The 17,993-nt window shown below is 38.7% G+C and carries 18 protein-coding genes and 1 pseudogene; 11 read left to right on the top strand and 8 right to left on the bottom strand.

Features of this window, described 5'->3' with window-relative positions; all coding sequences use genetic code 11:
* Positions 1 to 4 precede the first annotated feature (4 nt).
* Genes ACH9UM_RS05480 through ACH9UM_RS05465 form a run of 4 tightly spaced genes read left to right on the top strand, consistent with a single transcriptional unit; the run spans position 5 to position 5,600 of the window.
* Positions 5 to 1,630 (top strand): response regulator, encoded by a 1,626-nt coding sequence (locus ACH9UM_RS05480; protein ID WP_004845793.1) that lies wholly within the window; start codon positions 5 to 7, stop codon positions 1,628 to 1,630.
* A gap of 13 nt (positions 1,631 to 1,643) precedes the next feature.
* Positions 1,644 to 3,548 (top strand): sensor histidine kinase, encoded by a 1,905-nt coding sequence (locus ACH9UM_RS05475; protein ID WP_004845794.1) that lies wholly within the window; start codon positions 1,644 to 1,646, stop codon positions 3,546 to 3,548.
* A 2-nt stretch (positions 3,549 to 3,550) separates the two neighbouring features.
* The gene (locus ACH9UM_RS05470) at positions 3,551 to 4,528 is read left to right on the top strand and encodes a substrate-binding domain-containing protein (protein ID WP_004845796.1); all 978 of its coding nucleotides are present in this window, start codon (positions 3,551 to 3,553) and stop codon (positions 4,526 to 4,528) included.
* Positions 4,529 to 4,568: 40 nt separating this feature from the next.
* Positions 4,569 to 5,600 (top strand): galactose ABC transporter substrate-binding protein, encoded by a 1,032-nt coding sequence (locus ACH9UM_RS05465; protein ID WP_004845797.1) that lies wholly within the window; start codon positions 4,569 to 4,571, stop codon positions 5,598 to 5,600.
* Positions 5,601 to 5,714: 114 nt separating this feature from the next.
* Here the strand turns inward: ACH9UM_RS05465 and ACH9UM_RS05460 are convergent, their stop codons facing one another.
* The 4 genes from ACH9UM_RS05460 to ACH9UM_RS05445 all read right to left on the bottom strand — a co-directional run bounded on the left by ACH9UM_RS05460 (position 5,715) and on the right by ACH9UM_RS05445 (position 8,216).
* Positions 5,715 to 6,887 (bottom strand): galactokinase, encoded by a 1,173-nt coding sequence (locus ACH9UM_RS05460; protein WP_004845798.1) that lies wholly within the window; start codon positions 6,885 to 6,887, stop codon positions 5,715 to 5,717.
* A gap of 126 nt (positions 6,888 to 7,013) precedes the next feature.
* Entirely contained in the window at positions 7,014 to 7,493 is a 480-nt protein-coding gene (locus ACH9UM_RS05455; RefSeq protein WP_004845799.1) for a histidine kinase dimerization/phospho-acceptor domain-containing protein, read from the bottom strand.
* Positions 7,494 to 7,508: 15 nt separating this feature from the next.
* A complete protein-coding gene (locus ACH9UM_RS05450; RefSeq protein WP_004845800.1) occupies positions 7,509 to 7,931 on the bottom strand; it encodes a hypothetical protein in 423 nt (140 codons plus the stop codon).
* A 105-nt stretch (positions 7,932 to 8,036) separates the two neighbouring features.
* Positions 8,037 to 8,216: a hypothetical protein gene (locus tag ACH9UM_RS05445; protein WP_227182373.1), complete on the bottom strand. Its 180-nt coding sequence runs from the start codon at positions 8,214 to 8,216 to the stop codon at positions 8,037 to 8,039.
* A gap of 529 nt (positions 8,217 to 8,745) precedes the next feature.
* Between ACH9UM_RS05445 and ACH9UM_RS05440 the strand changes: the two genes are divergently transcribed.
* The 5 genes and pseudogenes from ACH9UM_RS05440 (at position 8,746) to ACH9UM_RS05420 (ending at position 11,446) form a co-directional block, all read left to right on the top strand.
* The gene (locus ACH9UM_RS05440; RefSeq protein WP_004845803.1) at positions 8,746 to 9,462 is read left to right on the top strand and encodes an AAA family ATPase; all 717 of its coding nucleotides are present in this window, start codon (positions 8,746 to 8,748) and stop codon (positions 9,460 to 9,462) included.
* 60 nt (positions 9,463 to 9,522) lie between these two features.
* Complete coding sequence (locus tag ACH9UM_RS05435; RefSeq protein WP_004845804.1) at positions 9,523 to 9,966, top strand: GNAT family N-acetyltransferase; 444 nt, start codon at positions 9,523 to 9,525, stop codon at positions 9,964 to 9,966.
* Positions 9,967 to 10,199: 233 nt separating this feature from the next.
* On the top strand, positions 10,200 to 10,343 hold the full coding sequence (locus ACH9UM_RS05430) for a hypothetical protein (protein WP_004845805.1): 144 nt from the start codon (positions 10,200 to 10,202) through the stop codon (positions 10,341 to 10,343).
* Between the two features lie 168 nt (positions 10,344 to 10,511).
* Complete coding sequence (locus ACH9UM_RS05425; RefSeq protein ID WP_400092182.1) at positions 10,512 to 10,892, top strand: mannose-1-phosphate guanylyltransferase; 381 nt, start codon at positions 10,512 to 10,514, stop codon at positions 10,890 to 10,892.
* Between the two features lie 31 nt (positions 10,893 to 10,923).
* Positions 10,924 to 11,446, top strand: a pseudogene (locus ACH9UM_RS05420) (dihydrofolate reductase family protein).
* A 76-nt stretch (positions 11,447 to 11,522) separates the two neighbouring features.
* On the opposite strand, the gene ACH9UM_RS05415 reads toward ACH9UM_RS05420, so the two are convergent.
* From ACH9UM_RS05415 to ACH9UM_RS05400, 4 genes are all read right to left on the bottom strand, one after another.
* A complete protein-coding gene (locus ACH9UM_RS05415; protein ID WP_009319819.1) occupies positions 11,523 to 12,458 on the bottom strand; it encodes a sensor histidine kinase KdpD in 936 nt (311 codons plus the stop codon).
* Positions 12,459 to 12,481: 23 nt separating this feature from the next.
* The gene (locus ACH9UM_RS05410) at positions 12,482 to 13,261 is read right to left on the bottom strand and encodes an ABC transporter permease (RefSeq protein WP_004845811.1); all 780 of its coding nucleotides are present in this window, start codon (positions 13,259 to 13,261) and stop codon (positions 12,482 to 12,484) included.
* Positions 13,255 to 14,190: an ABC transporter ATP-binding protein gene (locus tag ACH9UM_RS05405; protein ID WP_004845813.1), complete on the bottom strand. Its 936-nt coding sequence runs from the start codon at positions 14,188 to 14,190 to the stop codon at positions 13,255 to 13,257. The genes ACH9UM_RS05410 and ACH9UM_RS05405 overlap by 7 nt, the downstream gene beginning before the upstream one ends.
* 187 nt (positions 14,191 to 14,377) lie before the next feature.
* Positions 14,378 to 15,085 (bottom strand): response regulator transcription factor, encoded by a 708-nt coding sequence (locus tag ACH9UM_RS05400; RefSeq protein WP_004845814.1) that lies wholly within the window; start codon positions 15,083 to 15,085, stop codon positions 14,378 to 14,380.
* A gap of 150 nt (positions 15,086 to 15,235) precedes the next feature.
* Here ACH9UM_RS05400 and glyA point away from each other — a divergent pair, with 150 nt between their 5' ends.
* A complete protein-coding gene (glyA, locus tag ACH9UM_RS05395; RefSeq protein WP_009242213.1) occupies positions 15,236 to 16,471 on the top strand; it encodes a serine hydroxymethyltransferase in 1,236 nt (411 codons plus the stop codon).
* Positions 16,472 to 16,682: 211 nt separating this feature from the next.
* Positions 16,683 to 17,993: a phenylacetate--CoA ligase family protein gene (locus ACH9UM_RS05390; RefSeq protein ID WP_004845816.1), complete on the top strand. Its 1,311-nt coding sequence runs from the start codon at positions 16,683 to 16,685 to the stop codon at positions 17,991 to 17,993.

Genomic DNA, 17,993 nt, shown 5'->3' with positions numbered 1-17,993 from the left:
CAAGATGGATAAATATACAATACTTTTGGTTGATGATGAAGAGGAAGTAATACAGGCTATTATCCGAAAAATTAATTGGGAAGAGTTGGGATTTTCTGTAGTCGGATATGCCGATAATGGAATCAAGGCGCTGGAAATGATAGAGGAGAGTCAGCCGGATGTTGTTATGACAGATATTAAAATGCCGTATATGGACGGCATGGAGCTGTGCAGTCATATCAGAAGAGAGTATCCGGCGATGAAGATCGTACTTTTTACAGGTTTTGATGAGTTTGAATATGCAAAGGAAGCGGTTCATCTGGAAGTGGAGGAATATATTTTAAAGCCGGTTAATTCTGTGGAATTGATCAATATATTCACAAAGTTAAAAATAAAGCTGGATCAGGAGATAAGTGAAAGAAGAAGCATGGAAAAGCTGGAACATTATTATACGGAGTCCCTTCCTCTTTTGCAGGCAAATTTTTGTTCTACTCTGATAGAGGGAAGGATTCATGAGGATGAACTTCAGAAATACCTGTCGGATTATCAGATTTCTCTTCCGGGTCCATTATACTGCTGTCTGGTCATTCATATGTCGTCCAGTCAGATTCCGGAAAATATGAATTCCTTATTTTTAGCCGCGTCTGTACAAAAACAGGCAGAAGACCGTCTGGGGAAAAGATGGAAGGCAAAATGTTTTCCCTACCTTGGAAACAGCGTTCTGTTTGCCCAGATAAACAATGAAAATGAGATTGCGGAGCTGACAGATGACTGCGACCGCTTTTGTAAGTATGTAAACCGCATGATGGGAACTGTTGTCACGGTAGGAATAGGCCAGGTCTGCAGTCAGATTTTGGATTTGGCACAATCGTATAACGCAGCGCGTGAAGCGGTTTCATATCGTGCCGTCTACGGCGCTTCCAGGGCGATTAACATTAAGGAAATCGCGCCTAAAGAGTCGGGAGAGCCCTGTTTTACAAATGATATGGAATTGTTGAATTTATTTAAAAAGATTCGTTTGAATTCGGAAGAAGAGATTGTAGAAGCGGTAGATCAGTATATAGAAAGCATTTCATTTCCGCTGAAATCATTGCAGCAGCATCATGTGGTGATCATGGAGTTGGTAACCGCCTTGTTTCGGTTTTCTGTAAATAATGATATTGCAGCGGAGGGGGTAGGCGGAGATATCGGAATACTCTATGGAAAGCTGCTTGAGCTTGAACCCGATGCGCTGCGAAAATGGCTTACGGATATCAGCCTTTGCTTCAGCGAAAATTTGGTTACGGCAAGGAGCAGATCAACTCAGTCCTTTGTATCAAAAGCGAAGGAGCATGTCCGCAGTCAATATGCAGATGTACAGTTGTCTCTGGCTCAGATTTGTGAAAGACTTGGGGTGTCTAATTCCTATTTTTCTACAGTGTTTAAAAAGGAAACAGGAAAATCTTTTGTCAGTTATGTGACAGATTACCGTATGGAACAGGCTGCGCGCCTGCTGATTGAAACAAATGAAAAGAGTTATGTCATAGCGCAGAAAGTAGGATACACAGATCCTAATTATTTTAGCTATGTATTTAAAAGGAAGTTTGGCGTATCACCGTCAAAATACAGAGCGGAGCATATAAAAAGTGAAAAACAAGTATTTGAAAAGTAAATGCGGGTATGATATGCAAGGAGAAAACCAAAATACGGAAAAAAGCCGCATTACGGAACGGGTGAGAAGCTGGGAAAAATATGGGGGATGGACAAATTTAAAACCAAAAGGGATACAAACGACTCTGATGGGAGTGTTTTCGCTTGTTTCCATCACTATCATGTTGATTTCCGGGTTTGTTATGTATATATGGTTTTCTACGTTATCAAGGGAAGAGACTGTGCAGAGTACCCAAAAGCTGATGGAACAGACGGGGGAGAGTCTGGAAGATTATCTTGTCAGTATGAGACAGGTGTCTGATACCGTTTACTACAATATTATAAAAGAGAGCGATTTCTCCAAACAAAAACAGGAGATTCAAAGCAGGATGAATCTTTTGTATGAGGCAAATAAAGATAATCTTCGAAGTATCGCAATTTATAATCATTATGGAAGTTTATTGGCGGCAGAACCGGTAGCGTCTCAAAAAGAAGATCCGGACGTAACCCAGCAGGACTGGTACATACAGGCGTTGGATGAAGTGGAAAATATGCATTTTTCCACACCTCATATTCAAAATTTGTTTGATGATGGAACGCAGCATTATTATTGGGTTACTTCTTTAAGCCGTATGATCGAAATTACAGACAGCGGAGTGTCTAACTGGGGGGTTCTGCTTGTGGATATGGATTATGCGGATATTTCAAGAATGATGAATCAGATCAATACTTTGAACAATGGAGAGTATTATTATCTGTGCGACAGTAATGGGGAAATCATCTATCATCCGAGGCAGATACAGATCAGTAACGGTCTTAGCGGAGAAAACAGCAGTCTGGCAGCCTCCCACAAGGACGGTGTGTACGAAGATGATTTTAAAGGCGAGAGGCGGAAAGTAATAGTCAATACTATCAGTTATACCGGATGGAAGCTGGTGGGGGTAATTCCTTATTCGGCATTTATACACGGGATGATCGACGTGCGATATTTTATTATTTTGTTGATGCTTCTGACGGTAATGGTACTTGTAGCGCTTAATCGTGTCGTTTCAGCGAGAATCTCAAGCCCGATTTTGAAATTAAACGCATCAGTACTGGAGTATGAAGCGGGTGAAAAGCCGGAGGTATATATTGGAGGAGCGGAAGAAATCCGGTATCTCGGATATTCTATCCAAAAATCTTATGAGCAGATAGATGAGCTTATGAAGGAGATTATTATCGAACAAAACGAACGTAGAAAAAGCGAGTTGGATGCATTGCAAAGCCAGATTAATCCTCATTTTCTTTATAACACGCTGGATTCTATCACGTGGATGATCGAGGATGGACGCAACGACGAGGCGGCGTTTATGATTTCACAGCTTGCAAAATTGTTCCGTATAAGTTTATCAAAAGGGCATACTGTGATTAATATCCGGGATGAGCTGCAGCATGCCCGAAGTTATATGAATATACAGAAGATACGATATAAAAATGCCTTTTCAGTTACTTTCGATGTAGATGATTCTCTTTATGCATTTTGTATTGTAAAACTGGTTTTACAGCCGATCTTGGAAAATGCGATCAATTACGGAATCAATGGGACAGATGACTGCGGTGAAATAAAAATCAGCGGTAAGATGGAGAATGGGCTTATTATTCTTTCGGTGACAGATAACGGGATCGGTATGTGCAGTGAGGAAGTGAGCCGGCTTTTGACAGATGAGAAAAGAGTACATAAGCATGGTTCGGGAGTAGGACTTGTGAATGTTAATAACCGCATTAAGATTGTATTTGGAAAAGAATATGGTATAGTCGTGGAAAGCGAGCCGGATGAAGGAACAACTGTCTCGATCTGCATCCCGGCGGTTTTGTATACAGAAGAGAACCGCAAGGCTTTGGAAGGAGGAAACCTTCACGAAAAAGAGAATGAACAGAAAAAGGAACCGCAGAGGGAATAAGGATGAAGAATGGCAAAAAGATATTTATTTTGGTAGAAACATTTCTGGGGCTTATGGTTTTTGTGTTGGTCATGTTCATGTTTTTGGAAAAAAATGAAAAAAAGCAAGAAAAAATTTCCGTGATCATCCAGAATTCAGATGATAGTCAGTGGGCAGCATTTAAGTATGGGGCAAAAATGGCGGCGGCAGATAAAAAGACAGAGGTATTTGTGGTAAGTACAGCGGGAAGTCTGAGTGTACAGGAAGAAGAGAACTTAATAGAAAGAGAAATTGCAAACGGCGCATCCGGAATTATTGTAGAGCCTGCCAATGGAGAGAAAACAGAAAAGATGCTAAAAGAAGTCGAAAAGAAAGTGCCTGTTGTGCTTGTGGAAAGCCTTGCGTCTTCTGATGGAACAGAAACGAAAATGCCGGTTACGGGAGCGGATAATTATGCCATGGGAAAAGCGTTGGCAGAGGAATTATTAAAAGACTGCGGCGGAAATATAAAAGGGAAAAAGATAGGGCTCGTTTCGGGAGAAGAAAACGCAGAAGCTATAAGTGAACGGGCAGAGGGGGTTCGAGCGGTTTTGGAAGAAAAACAGGCGGATATTCTATGGCAGATATCGGATTCTTTTGCGGAAGACAAGGAAAAAAATTCAATGGAACAAAGCGAAAAAGTGGATTTTATAATGACATTAGATAATATAAGTCTGGTGGCAGCCGGGGAATGTTCTTCGACAAATAATCTGCATGGGGCGGTTCTGTATGGAATCGGACATTCTATGGAAGCTTTCTATTATTTAGATACAGGAGAGATACAATGTCTCGTAGTGCCGGATGAGTTTAACAGAGGATATCAGAGTGTGGCAGAACTATCAGACAGTTTGCGGCGCTTCATGAAAAAGCCGGAACGAAACACGGTTTCATATTCGACTGTTCGCAGAGAGACACTGTTTTCAAAAGAAAATCAAGAAGTTTTGTTCACTATGAGTCAGTAAGGCGTATAGAGTACATGAGGATTATAACAGAGGTGGAGGAATGAAAAAAAAGAAACTATTAGCGGCAGCGATTGTTTTATGTATGGTGATACAACTCTTGTGTGCCTGCGGTAAGCAGAAAATATCCATGTCAGACAAGGTTTATGTCGGAGTTACCTGTTACGATCAAAACGATACCTTTTTAAGCGAACTTCTTGTCTGTTTTAAAGAAGAACTTAATCATCTCAACAAGAATGGAGTTGAGACGACTGTGACAGTTAAAAATGCTGCCGGATCTCAGCGCACGCAGAATGACCAGGTGAAAGAGCTGATAAATGCAGGATGCAACGTCCTTTGTGTGAATCTGGTAGATCGGGCAGATCCGTCGGAAATTATAGATGTTGCAAAAGAACATGATGTGCCGATTATATTTTTTAACAGAGAACCGGTTGCGGAAGATATGAGGCAGTGGGACAGGCTTTATTACGTTGGCGCAGATGCAAAGCAGTCCGGTGTGCTGCAAGGAGAGCTGGCTGTTGAAATGATACGGCAAAACAGTCAGATAGATCACAATAAGGACGGAAAAATTCAGTATGTAGTTCTGGAAGGGGAAGCGGGACATCAGGATGCGATCATTCGTACAGAAAATGCGGTAGATACGCTTAACAAAAATGGGATTGAACTGGAAAAGTTAAGTTACCAGATTGCGAACTGGAACCGGGCGCAGGCGCAGAACCGGATGGAGCAGATGCTGGGGCAGTATAAAAATAAGATAGAACTTGTGTTGGCAAATAATGATGACATGGCTCTGGGAGCGTTGGACGCTTATAAAAATTTGAATTATACAGAGGCCCTTCTTCCGGTATTTATAGGAATAGACGGCACGGATATGGGGTTGAAGGCAGTGGAAGATTCAAGTATGGCGGGAACGGTATATAATGATAAAGAGGGACAGGCGAGAGCGATAGCAAAGCTTTCAGCTGCATTGGTAATCGGAAAAGAAGCGGAGGAAATAAAATTTACTAATGAAAATTACATTTATCTGCCCTATTCCAAAGTCACAAAAGAAAATGTCCATGAATATCTGAAGTGACGGATGATCCGCTGAGCAAGGTGAAAGGCAGAAAAAAACACACCGGGTAAAAGAGTTTTGGTATCTTGTACAAGGTGTGTTTTTTGTGTTTTTAAAAGTTTGTTTTACGGAAGATTATACATCTAATCTGGAAGCGCCGACACCGATGTCTACTACATAAAATTCAGCTTCATATCCGAATTTTTCTTTATAGGCCTCTCCGACATTTTTAATAAAATTGTCTACGGCTTCATTTTTTACAATGCTGACGGTACAGCCGCCGAATCCGCCTCCGGTGATACGAGAGCCGATGACTCCCGGGGTATTCCATGAAAGATCAACGAGCAGATCGATTTCTTTACATGATACTTCATAATCATCGCGCAGAGAAACATGGGATTGATTCATTAATTCTCCGAACTTTGTAATATCGCCTTCTTTCAGAGCTTTGACGGCGGCGATAGTGCGCTGATTCTCGTAAACAGCATGTTTGGCACGTTTTACACGAACTTCATCCCGGATCAGGTGCTTTGCCTCTTCAAATTCTTCTGGAGTAAGCTCGCCGAGAGAAGAAATGGACAGTTCCTTTTGCAGATCGCTAAGCGCATCCGCACATTCCTGACGTCGGACATTGTATTCAGAAGTGACAAGGCTGTGCTTTACTTTACTGTTTGTAATGATGATCTTGGAGTCCTCAAGAAGAATGGGTGCATATTCATATTGCAAAGTGTTTGTGTCAAGAAATATTGCGTTGTCTTTTTTCCCGACAGCTACTGTAAACTGATCCATAATTCCACAGTTACAGCCGTTAAAATTATTTTCGGAGTATTGTCCGAATAAAGCAAGATCTATTGGACTTAGATCGGTAATTCCATATAAATCAGTCAGGATCACTCCGGTCAGCACTTCCAGAGAAGCAGAAGAGGAAAGACCTGCACCGTTAGGAATATTCCCCCATATTACCATGTCAAATCCGGTATCAAGTTTGTAGCCTTTTTCGGAGAATGTCCATACAACTCCGAGCGGATAGTTTGCCCAGTCGTAACAATCCTTGTTAGTAAGGTCGTCCAGAGATGTTTCTACTACGCCGATCTCGTCAAGGTTGCAGGAATAAAAGTGCATAAGCCGGTCTTCTCTTTTTCTTGCAACGCCATATGTACCAAGTGTCAGGGCACAGGGGAATACATGACCGCCGTTATAGTCGGTGTGCTCTCCGATAAGGTTGACGCGGCCGGGAGCAAAATAAAAATGTGCATCATCCGTAGCGCCGAAAAGTTCTGCAAATTTGTCATATAGTTTTTGTTTCATACGTGGTTTCCTCCTACATAAAATATTGAAATAATAAATTCAAAACATCTTGCCTTTTATTATAATCTATAGCGGAAGAAATGTATAGAAAAAATGAGCGCGAATATAGGTAAAAATGTTGTATTTTTAGCTTTTATAAGACAAAAGTATCCCAACACCGGAGGAGGGGATACTTTTGCCGGAATATTTAAATTGCATAAGCTGTTTCAGCATTTTTGTACGATTTCTTATGACGGCTATATATCTGTTGACTGTTTCACTTTTTTCTTCCTGTTCAAGTAAATCTAAGTAGCCGTATATTGCGGTTAGCGGTGTGCGTAAATCATGAGAAATATTTGTAACAGCATTCTTCAATTCTAAATCACCTTTTTGAAATTTTCTGCGTTCAGCTTGGAGTTTTCGTAACTGGATATTTATTTCATTTGCTAAATGGCGCATATATTTATCATTGCTTGAAATATCAATTAAAGTATTACTATCGGTTATGAGCTTTTCGGAAAATGAACTTTCTATTTCTTGTGCAGATTTTCGCAATAAATGTATTTTGATGAGTAGCAAGATAATTATTAAGATCAATCCACTTATGAAAAGCCATAACCATAACATAATGTGTTCGCTCCTTTATTTTAAATCTTTTTTCTTGAAAATCCAAACACCTGCACCGGTTGTAAGGACAATTATTGCTAAGGAATATATAGGTAATCGTGTTAAATTGACAGGCTGCATTGTTGAACATTGAATTGCCTGACCACCTGGATTGACATCATAAAAGAATTGTACAATTTCTCGTTTTGTTCCGTCCGAATATTTTGGGTTTTCTGTTTCCTGAGCTGTTGTTTCGCCATTTTCTCCTATTGAGTAAGCCGGAATAGTTGGCGGAGCATCTAACATTCTATTACATATTGCCCCTGCAAGTAATAGTCCGAATGAAAGCAGAATACAAGACACTGCAATAATAGCTTTATTTTGAAAGAGCATTGTTATAAGTGTGAAAAGTGAAGCAAATGTAATTGATAAAACAAGGACGGTTACGCCTATGAGCATAATCAATTTCACATCAGCAGTAAAAAACAAGCAAAGGTATTCCAACACTAAGGTATGGAACAAAAAACACAATGCACATAGTAATCGCGATAACAGAACAAGTTATCATATTTGATAAATAGATCGTTTCTCTTTTTGTCCTACGATAATTTTGTTTCTGATCGTTCCATCATTATGTTCTGTACCGATAAAAAGGCTGCAAAATACAGCAAGAATAATTCCTATGAACAAAGCGCGCGCAAAAAATCCATTGTCAAGATTATTGATATATCCGGACTGCTTCATATCCTTATATCTTAACAGCGGAAAAGCCAGTCCGACTATAAACATAAAAGCTAATGAACCCCATAAACATTTATTTTTCTTTAATCGAAAGAAATTGGAAAAGGCAATGGAAAAAGAACTGTTGAGAGTAGCAGATTATAGTGCTGTAGATGCAGCGATTGCGAAAGCGAACGGTTTGGAGAAAAAGGATGTAAATTAAACATCAAAACCGAATAATCATACGAATAATAAAGAAAAAGCGCCAACTACGGCTGATACAAATGATGTAATGGGATATATGATTGTTTGATAAGTGCATTACTGATGACAGGTTTGTTATATAGTAAAAGAAAACAACGGACAAGTAATTAGATAGCAATATTTGAAAAAAATAGAAAATAATTCAATGAACAATCCATTGCAACTGAACAGATAAAAAGGTAATATTACTTATTAAGTAATAGAATTATTTATCGGGAAAAGAATGCGTATTCTTTGTCAGAGAACGAAAGAATGATTTTTATGTTTTATATCAGTTTGAGGTGATCAAATGAATCAACAATTTATACAAAGCCTGTCGATAGATTGGAATAAGATTGAGGACGATAGTTATTTACGAGAAATTGAAGCTATAAATAAATTAAAAGAAGTTGTTTTTGAAAAACCAATTACCTTTTTTGTCGGAGAAAATGGTAGTGGTAAATCGACGCTTTTAGAAGCTCTTGCAGTATCATACGGTTTTAATCCGGAAGGCGGCACTAAAAATTATTCTTTTTCGACTTTTGATTCACATTCTGAATTGTATAATGCTATCAGAATTTCAAAAGGATTTCGTAAAGCAAAATGGGGATATTTTCTTAGAGCAGAAAGCTTTTATAATGTTGCAACAAAAGAACTGGAGTATTCGGATTGGGCTCATCCATCAGAGAAATACCATGAAAAATCACACGGAGAGAGCTTTCTTGCGCTCACACAGAATCACCTGCGACCAAATGGGTTATATTTATTTGATGAGCCGGAAGCAGCATTATCTCCTCAAAGACAATTAACATTGCTTATGGAAATATATTCATGTGCAAAAGAAGGATCACAATTTATTATAGTTACGCATTCCCCTATTTTGTTAGGAATACCAGATGCACAGATTTTATCATTTGACGATGGAATAGTACACAAATGTGAATATGAAGATACGCAGAGTTATAAAGTTACCGAAATGTTTATTAATAACCGAAAGATTTTACTTGAAAGATTGCTTTCCGAGTAAGAGATAGATTTGTAACTTGTAAAGTAACGGAAGATATGAATTTGAAAGCGAGATATGTAAATGGAATTTTTTGCAAAAACATTTGATGAATTAACAACAAAAGAATTATATGAAATTTTGAAATCAAGGTCGCAAATTTTTACTATAGAACAAAATATTCATTGTCAGGATATGGATGATATAGATTATAATTCTTTACACTGCTATATTATGGATGATAATAAAGTTGTTGCTTATTTAAGAGCGTTTAGTCAAGATGATAATAAATATATAGTTCGGGTTGGCAGAGTTTTGACATTAGTGCATGGTAACGGGCTTGGAAAAGAATTGATGCAAAAAAGTATTGTTGCTATTAAAGAAAAGCTGAAGTGTAAAAAAATATGTATAGATGCACAAAAGCACGCAGTAGGTTTCTATAAAAAATTTGGGTTTAGAGTTTCATCCGATGATTTTTTAGAAGAAGGTATAGTTCATCAAAAAATGGAATTATGCACACATTTTTGAAAAAATGATTTTAAATATAGTTGAATCATACCAGGGAGAAAAAATAAATGATTGAAGATACAATAGAAATTAAATATCCCGTTGAAAAGTTATGGATAGTTTAGCTATGCTCAGTGAAACTTATTAAATATAAAGCTTAAATTATGTGATATAATCTTATAAATCTGAAGTATAAACGAGAATTTGTTTGGTGTTGGTAATACGAAAATTTGAAATTGTAAAGGAGAAAAATTATGGGCGAAAATTATTTGGATATGGCTACCGTTATAGTAATATTTTTTGCTCTCGGCATTTTATTATCAAGGCTGGGAGGTATTGGAGGAATTGTTGTAAGAATTAAAAGAATTATTTGCAAGCTAATGGGACATAGCGACTGAGAGAAGCGGTATAAATATTAGAATTTATGGAGGCTTTCTTATTTCATTGGGATTTTTGTTTTTCTTTTGATTGTAAGATTGATTTTTTCATAAAGAAATAGAGTTGTAAATTCCGGTAACACGAAAAATTTAAATTTAGGAATGATATAAATGATATAAATGATATAAATGATTAAAGATTTAATGTATATTGAACTGAAAACAGGATATTCTGATGATGGTTCAGCATGGATTGGGTATGTGAAAACTTCAAAAACCAAGAAAACCATTTATTTTAACAACCATGCATTTCAGAAATATAACGGTAATTACGCAAATTATATAGACATTGAAAATGGTGATGAATACTGGATTTCTGGTTTGAAAAAGAAGGAGAGTAATCGACATTGGGCTGGTCATGGAAAAATTATGATTGACCGTAGAGCTGTTAATGAATATCTTACTCTAATTGATGAAAAAGAATTGCCACTAAATTTGTTTGAAATAATTGATATTGAAGACAGATTTCCAGTTGAAAGAGTAAATAAACTTTTGAACGATAAAGAATAAAATCCCAGTTTGTGAATTTAAAGGAGGATCTATGAAAAAAGTCAGTTTGTTTATAGCAATGAGCCTTGACGGATATATCGCAGACAGTGAAGGCAGTGTTGAATGGTTGGTTGGACAGGGTGATGACGCTGATAACATTGATACATATTCTGAATTTGCAAAAGATATTGATACTGTGATAATGGGGTGGAATACTTATCATCAAATTGTTACTGAACTTTCGCCAAATGAATGGGTTTATAATGATTTTACAACCTATGTAGTAACACATAATCAAAAAACATCTTCTGATAAAATTAATTTTACCAATGAAAGCTCTGTTGATCTGGTAAAAAAACTACGAGAGGAAAGTGGGAAAGATATTTGGATATGTGGTGGTGCAACCCTTATCCAACAGGGAAGATATAATTGATTGTTATTATATTACTGTTATTCCAACTATTTTAGGGTCAGGCATTCGACTTTTTGAAAAGACTGACCATGAAATTAAGTTAAGGCTGCTCAAAACACAATCGTATAATGGAATGACGGATTTGATTTATACAAAGCGATAACTCTTAAACGTACATTATAGGGTGGGATCGCGGATATGTATTTACAAAAGGGAAATCCGGTATAAAAGTTTTGAAACTAACAAGAAGGTAATGCCAAAGTAAATGAGATGAGAAGAGAGTTATTTCCGTTTGACTTTTTGGAAGAAACAGAAAGCTCTCCGCCGATCTCTTCTGCAAGTGATCTGGCAATCGTAAGACCAAGTCCGGTTCCGCCCTGACTGCGCGCCGATTCCTGAATATAGAAGCGGTCGAACAGATGAGAAATATCTTCGGATGAAAGAGAACATGTGTCATTAGCGAACAAGATTTTAATGGAATTTTGTTCGTTTTTTATTGTTATATGAAAAAAGGTATGTGCGTATCTTCCGGCATTTTGAAACAAATTAAAAAAGATTCGTTCTAAAGCTGTTTTGTCAGCAAGCACATATATTGGGCGATCCGGCAAATCAAGCGAAACGTTTAAATGTGTCTCTTCGAGTATGTGGCAGTTGTCTGCAAAAGATTCTCTCAGTAATTTTACAGTATCAATTTTAATGAGATTTACTGTATAGTCATGAGCTGTAAGTCGGGAAAAATCATAAAACTGCGTAATCAGGTTTTTCAGTGATTCTGATTTTCGTTCAATGACATCTAGTGTATCTGAAAGCTCAGCGTTTTGTGAGATATAGGAAGACTGGGATTTTTTATATAGTCTAACATATCCGAGAAGGGATGTTAAAGGAGTACGCAGGTCATGACTGATATTTTCAATCTGTTTTTGAAATTCTTTTTCCTGTTTTGTATAACGCGCGCGCTCATGGTGAAGCTCATCTAAAAAAGAGTTGATTGTGATGAGAAGTTCCTTTAACCGATTGTTCGGAACGGGAAGATGTATCATCTGATTTTTGGAGAGATCCTGCTGTATGACATCGAGCTCTTTTTGTATCTGTTTTAATGCACGGAGAAGGGAAATGTAGCGAAACGCAACATATCCTCCTGCGATACTGATAAGAAATAGAATGATATACAACATATGTGATCCCTCCATATTTATGTTTATAAGTCTGCTTTTCGGATGTGCCTGAATCCGATTGCCATGAAAATAATAATTCCTGAAATTCCTGCAATTATGCAGCGCAGCATACCGCCGGTTGTATCCCATGCGGTAATGCATGAACTCATATTGACGTTTGCGGTGTTGATCTGAAAAAAGTTCGATGGCATCCACATGGCGATGTTGTAGATAAAATCTGTTTTAAAATGGGCTGAAACTGCTATTCCGAATTTAAGTAAAATTGTCGGAAAAATGAAAAAGACAAAAAGCCATGTAAAAAATATGAATGCGCCGTTTTGAAAACACAGGCAAAGTACGATTGTTAAAACAATACTGGATACGGCAATCAAATAAATAGCCGGAATTTCCATTAGCAGATCGGTCATATGAACCGGACCGGTTTTATCAAGAAACAGTTCGGTCATGAAAATCCAGAGGGTGAGAACAATCGTCATAATGACAGTAGCAGTGGTGATACTGACGATACATTGGCTGAAGAACACCTTTCCTCTGGGAATTCCGTTTGCTATCGAATTTTTTATAATCCCGTTTCTTTTGCTGTCTTCATAGAGAACCGAAGCGGTCAGCATTCCCATCAACGTGAAAAACATAGGACTCGATACAAGGATGGAATAAGAAAAAGAGGTTGTATGGTACTGTGTTTCAACAATCGAAATACCTGATATCAGTAAAATGGTCAAAACAGAGAGAATTCCGAAGAAGACACGGATTCCGGTTGTATGGATCATACGGTAGTACTCACTTTTAATAAAATTCAACATTTTACAGCACCTCTTTTCTTCAGTTCCATATAATAATCTTCCAATGATGTCTGGAGTGTCTGCATTTTTGTAATGTAAACATCATTTTTTGCGGCAAGTCTGCTGAAGCTTTCGGCTGTCTCATGCGGTTTATAAATGCGAATCGTATTTCCCGGAAGCACTTTATAGTTTTCTTCAGGAAAGATTTTTTCGAGCAGAACGGTATATTTTTCAGCATCAGAAACAGTCAGTTCGATACAGTTGGCGCATTTTGCGTGTAAAGCTTCAGAACTGATCTCTTCAAGTAAGATTCCTTTATTTAGGAAGCCGTAAACTGTGGCAAGGTGTTGTAATTCTGATAAAATATGGCTTGATAAAAGGATCGTGATGTTTTTCTGTTCATTTAATTGTTGAAGGATACTGCGAAATTCGACAATACCGCTCGGATCAAGTCCGTTGATCGGTTCGTCCAAAATGAGAATCTGCGGTTCACCCAGCAGGGCAACTGCAAGTCCGAGCCGTTGTTTTTGCCCGAGCGAAAGCGTTTTACATTTTGCATGTTGCTTTTCGGATAGACCGGTCAGTTGAATTGCTTCGCCGATTTTTTTGTTGTCTGGAACTCCCTTTTGAATGGCATAATAATGCAGAGTTTGCTCAACAGTCATGCCTGGAACAAAGCATGGATATTCGATCAGGCAGCCGATATTTTTGCGTATATTGCAAAGTGCTTTTTCTTCTGTTTCGCCAAAAAGGCATAGTTCTCCGTTTGTTGGAAAGATGTGTCCGGCAAGTAATTTGAGTAATGTGCTTTTTCCCGCGCCATTATCTCCGATCAGTCCGTAAATGCAGCCTTCGCTTACATGAAGATCCACATGATCCAGTGCGATAAAGGGAGAACGCGGATTGTATGTTTTTGTGATTTGTTTTGTCTCTATGACATATCTGTTCATATCTGTTCACTCCGTATGGATTTTATTTTATGCAGCAGGTTTTTGAATAAAAGCTGTTACGATGCCAATTATATCTGAATCTGTTTTAATAAGTCATAAAGAACTTTTAAAGAACTTATAAAATCGTACTGATTAGGTTTATCAAAGTTTAAATCTATAATTTTTGAATCAGTTCAGTTATTAAATGCTAAATCACTGCTTCAAATTTTGTTTTATTTGAATGAAGAACAAGTTTGAATCCAATTCCGTATACAGTACGGATATATTCGTTTTCAGGATCGGCTTCTTTTATTTTTTTTCGGAGATTGCTTACATGTACATTGACAGTATTGTTTTCCCCATAATAGCCTCCGTGCCAGACGAGATCGTACAGCATTTCGCGGGAATAGACCTTCTCTGGATTTTTTATGAAAAGATAGAGTAAGTCATATTCGTGGGCGGTCAGAGAAAGTTCGATTCCGTGAACAGTAACTTTTCTAGAATCCGGATATAACTCTAAATTTAGGCAAGACAGTTTTTTTGATGTTGCAGTACGCCGTAAAGCAGCCTGGATTCTTGCTATGACTTCTTCAGGTTCAAACGGCTTTGTAATATAATCATCGGCACCCATTTTTAAAAGTGACACTTTGTCTGCCAGGGCAATTTTTGCAGACAATATGATGACTGGTACGTCAGAAGAAAGATTTTCCCGAAGTTCGGATAGAAGTTCTTCGCCGGATAATCCCGGAAGCATAAGATCCAGTAAGATTAAGTCCGGCGTGTTGTGCATAAAGAGCAGTTTTGCTTCTGTTCCGGAAAATGCCTGTATCGGCTTAAAATGCTCGGTGCGTAATATTTTTGCAAGCAGATTGTTGATATCTGCGTCATCTTCTGCAATTAAAATTTGTTCTCCCATATCGTTAATATTTCTTCCTTTCCTATTTTCTGTCTTTAGAAAGACGTAGACGGGATACATCCGCTATGCTATAATAACTCTAACGCTTTGTCATAGTAAAGTGTAAATTTATGAAATTTCAAATTTCAGATGAGATGGAGGATAATGACGATGTACGACTTCGATGAAATCAAAAATGCAGATCCGGAGATTGCGGAAGTGATCACAGCGGAAATGAAGAGACAGAACTCCCATATTGAATTGATCGCTTCTGAGAACTGGGTGAGCAAAGCAGTGATGGCAGCGATGGGAAGTCCGCTTACAAATAAATATGCAGAAGGATATCCGGGCAAGAGATATTACGGAGGCTGTCAGTGTGTGGATGTTGCCGAAGAACTGGCAAGAGAACGCGCAAAAAAACTGTTTGGCTGTGAGTATGTAAATGTACAGCCTCATTCAGGAGCGCAGGCTAATATGGCAGTTCAGTTTGCGATGCTGACACCGGGCGATACGATCATGGGAATGAACCTTGATCACGGCGGACATTTGACTCATGGATCACCGGTCAATCTGTCGGGAAAATATTTTCATGTCGTTCCTTACGGAGTCAATGATGACGGAGTGATCGATTATGATAAGGTTTTGGAAATTGCAAAAGAATGTAAACCGAAGATGATCATTGCGGGCGCAAGCGCTTATGCAAGAACGATCGATTTCAAACGTTTCCGTGAAATCGCAGATGAAGTCGGCTCGTATCTCATGGTAGATATGGCTCATATTGCAGGACTTGTGGCAGCAGGTCTCCATCCAAGTCCGATTCCGTATGCACATGTGACAACGACAACGACCCATAAAACATTAAGAGGTCCAAGAGGCGGAATGATCCTTTCAAGTAATGAAGTGAACGAGAAGTTTAATTTTAATAAAGCAATTTTCCCGGGAACTCAGGGAGGACCGCTTATGCATGTAATCGCGGCAAAGGCAGTCTGCTTTAAAGAAGCTCTTGAGCCGGAATTTAAAGAATATCAGATGCAGGTTGTAAAAAATGCAAAAGCGCTCTGTGAAGGTTTGAAAAAACGCGGCGTGAAGATCGTTTCAGGAGATACAGACAATCATCTTATGCTCGTAGATCTTACCGGAAATGACGTAAGCGGAAAAGAGCTGGAAAAACGGCTTGACGATGCACATATTACATGTAATAAAAATACAATACCGAACGATCCTCGTTCTCCGTTCGTGACAAGCGGAGTAAGACTCGGAACTCCGGCAGTTACAACTCGGGGAATGAAAGAGGACGATATGGATAAGATCGCCGAGATCATTGCAATGGTGATCGAGAGTGAAGAAAATGTAGAGACTGCAAGAAAACTGGCAGCAGAACTTACAGAGAAATATCCTCTTTGTTAAATTTGATTTAATGATAAAAAGAATAGAAACAATAGAGTTCCTCTTTGCCCGACAGGATCAGGTCCTCCGGGTAAAGAGGAATTTTTCTTGATTTAAAGCTTTAATTCGCAAAAGTATTGTGCTATACTAATAGACATCAGTAAAAAAGAAAGCTGAAAAGCAGATTGCCGATAAGCGATGGCACAACATATTATAAAGGAGGATATGCGCGATGATATGGGCAAAGGAAGAGACTCTGCCAAGAGAAGAGATCGAACGGATACAGCTTACAAAGCTGAAGGATACGGTTCGATATATTTATGACAGAGTGAAACCTTACCGCGAGAAAATGGATATGGCAGGTGTACGTCCGGAAGATATACAGACGTTGGAAGATTTAAAAAAACTGCCGTTTACATATAAAGCTGATTTTCGGGATCATTATCCGGATGGGTTGTTTGCGGTTGATAAAAAGGAAATCGTTCGTTATCATGCAAGTTCGGGTACGACGGGAAAGCCGACCGTTGTCGGATATACAAGAAACGATCTGGATATCTGGCTGAATAATGTTGCGAGAATTGCATGCATGGGAGGCGCGACGGAAGAAGATGTGGCACAGATCGCGTTTGGATACGGAACATTTACGGGAGCGCTCGGACTTCACGGAGGTCTTGAGAAGATCGGAGCATCTGTGATTCCGATGTCTTCAGGAAATACAAACAAACAGATTATGTTTTTACAGGATATGGGTGTGACACTTCTTGTGGCTACCCCGTCTTATGCGCTCCATCTTGGAGAGGAACTTCGCAGAAGAGGGATCGATCCATCAAAAGATTTAAAGATAAGAATCGGACTGTTCGGAGGAGAAGGCATGACAGAGCCGATGCGGGAAGAGATGCACCGTGTTTGGGGAGAACAGTTTGTCTGTACACAAAATTATGGTATGAGTGAACTTTGCGGACCGGGTGTTTCGGGAGAATGTACACAGCTTTGTGGAATGCATATTAATGAAGACTGGTTTATTCCTGAAATTATTGATCCTGAAACAGAGGAAGTTCTTCCGCCGGGAGAAAGAGGAGAACTTGTTGTTACCTGTCTTGGAAAAGAGGCGCTTCCGATCGTAAGATACCGAACCGGAGATATGACAAGACTGATGTATGAGCCGTGTAAATGCGGAAGAACAACCTGCAGAATGGAAAATCTTTCCGGTCGTGCAGATGATATGCTTGTTATCCGAGGAGTTAATGTATTCCCGACACAGATTGAAGAAGTGCTCTTAAAGATTGATGAGATCGGACCGCATTATGAGATACTTGTAGAGAGAAAGAACCGTCTGGATGTAATGACGATTACGGTAGAGCTGATCGATGACAGACTTCTTGACAGCTATGCAAAATTAAGTGAACTTGAGACGAGGATTAAGTCAGCATTGAAATCGCAGCTTGGACTTGCAACCTGTATCAGGCTTGTGGCGCCGAACTCTTTAAGACGGTTTGAGGGTAAGGCAAAGAGAGTAACAGATTTACGAAAGGATGGACTTTGA

This window comes from Mediterraneibacter torques (assembly GCF_044591705.1).
In the GTDB taxonomy this organism is placed as follows: Bacteria; Bacillota; Clostridia; order Lachnospirales; family Lachnospiraceae; genus Mediterraneibacter; species Mediterraneibacter torques.
The sequence above is the reverse complement of the archived record's forward strand: the minus strand, read 5'-3'. Positions and strand labels throughout refer to the sequence as shown.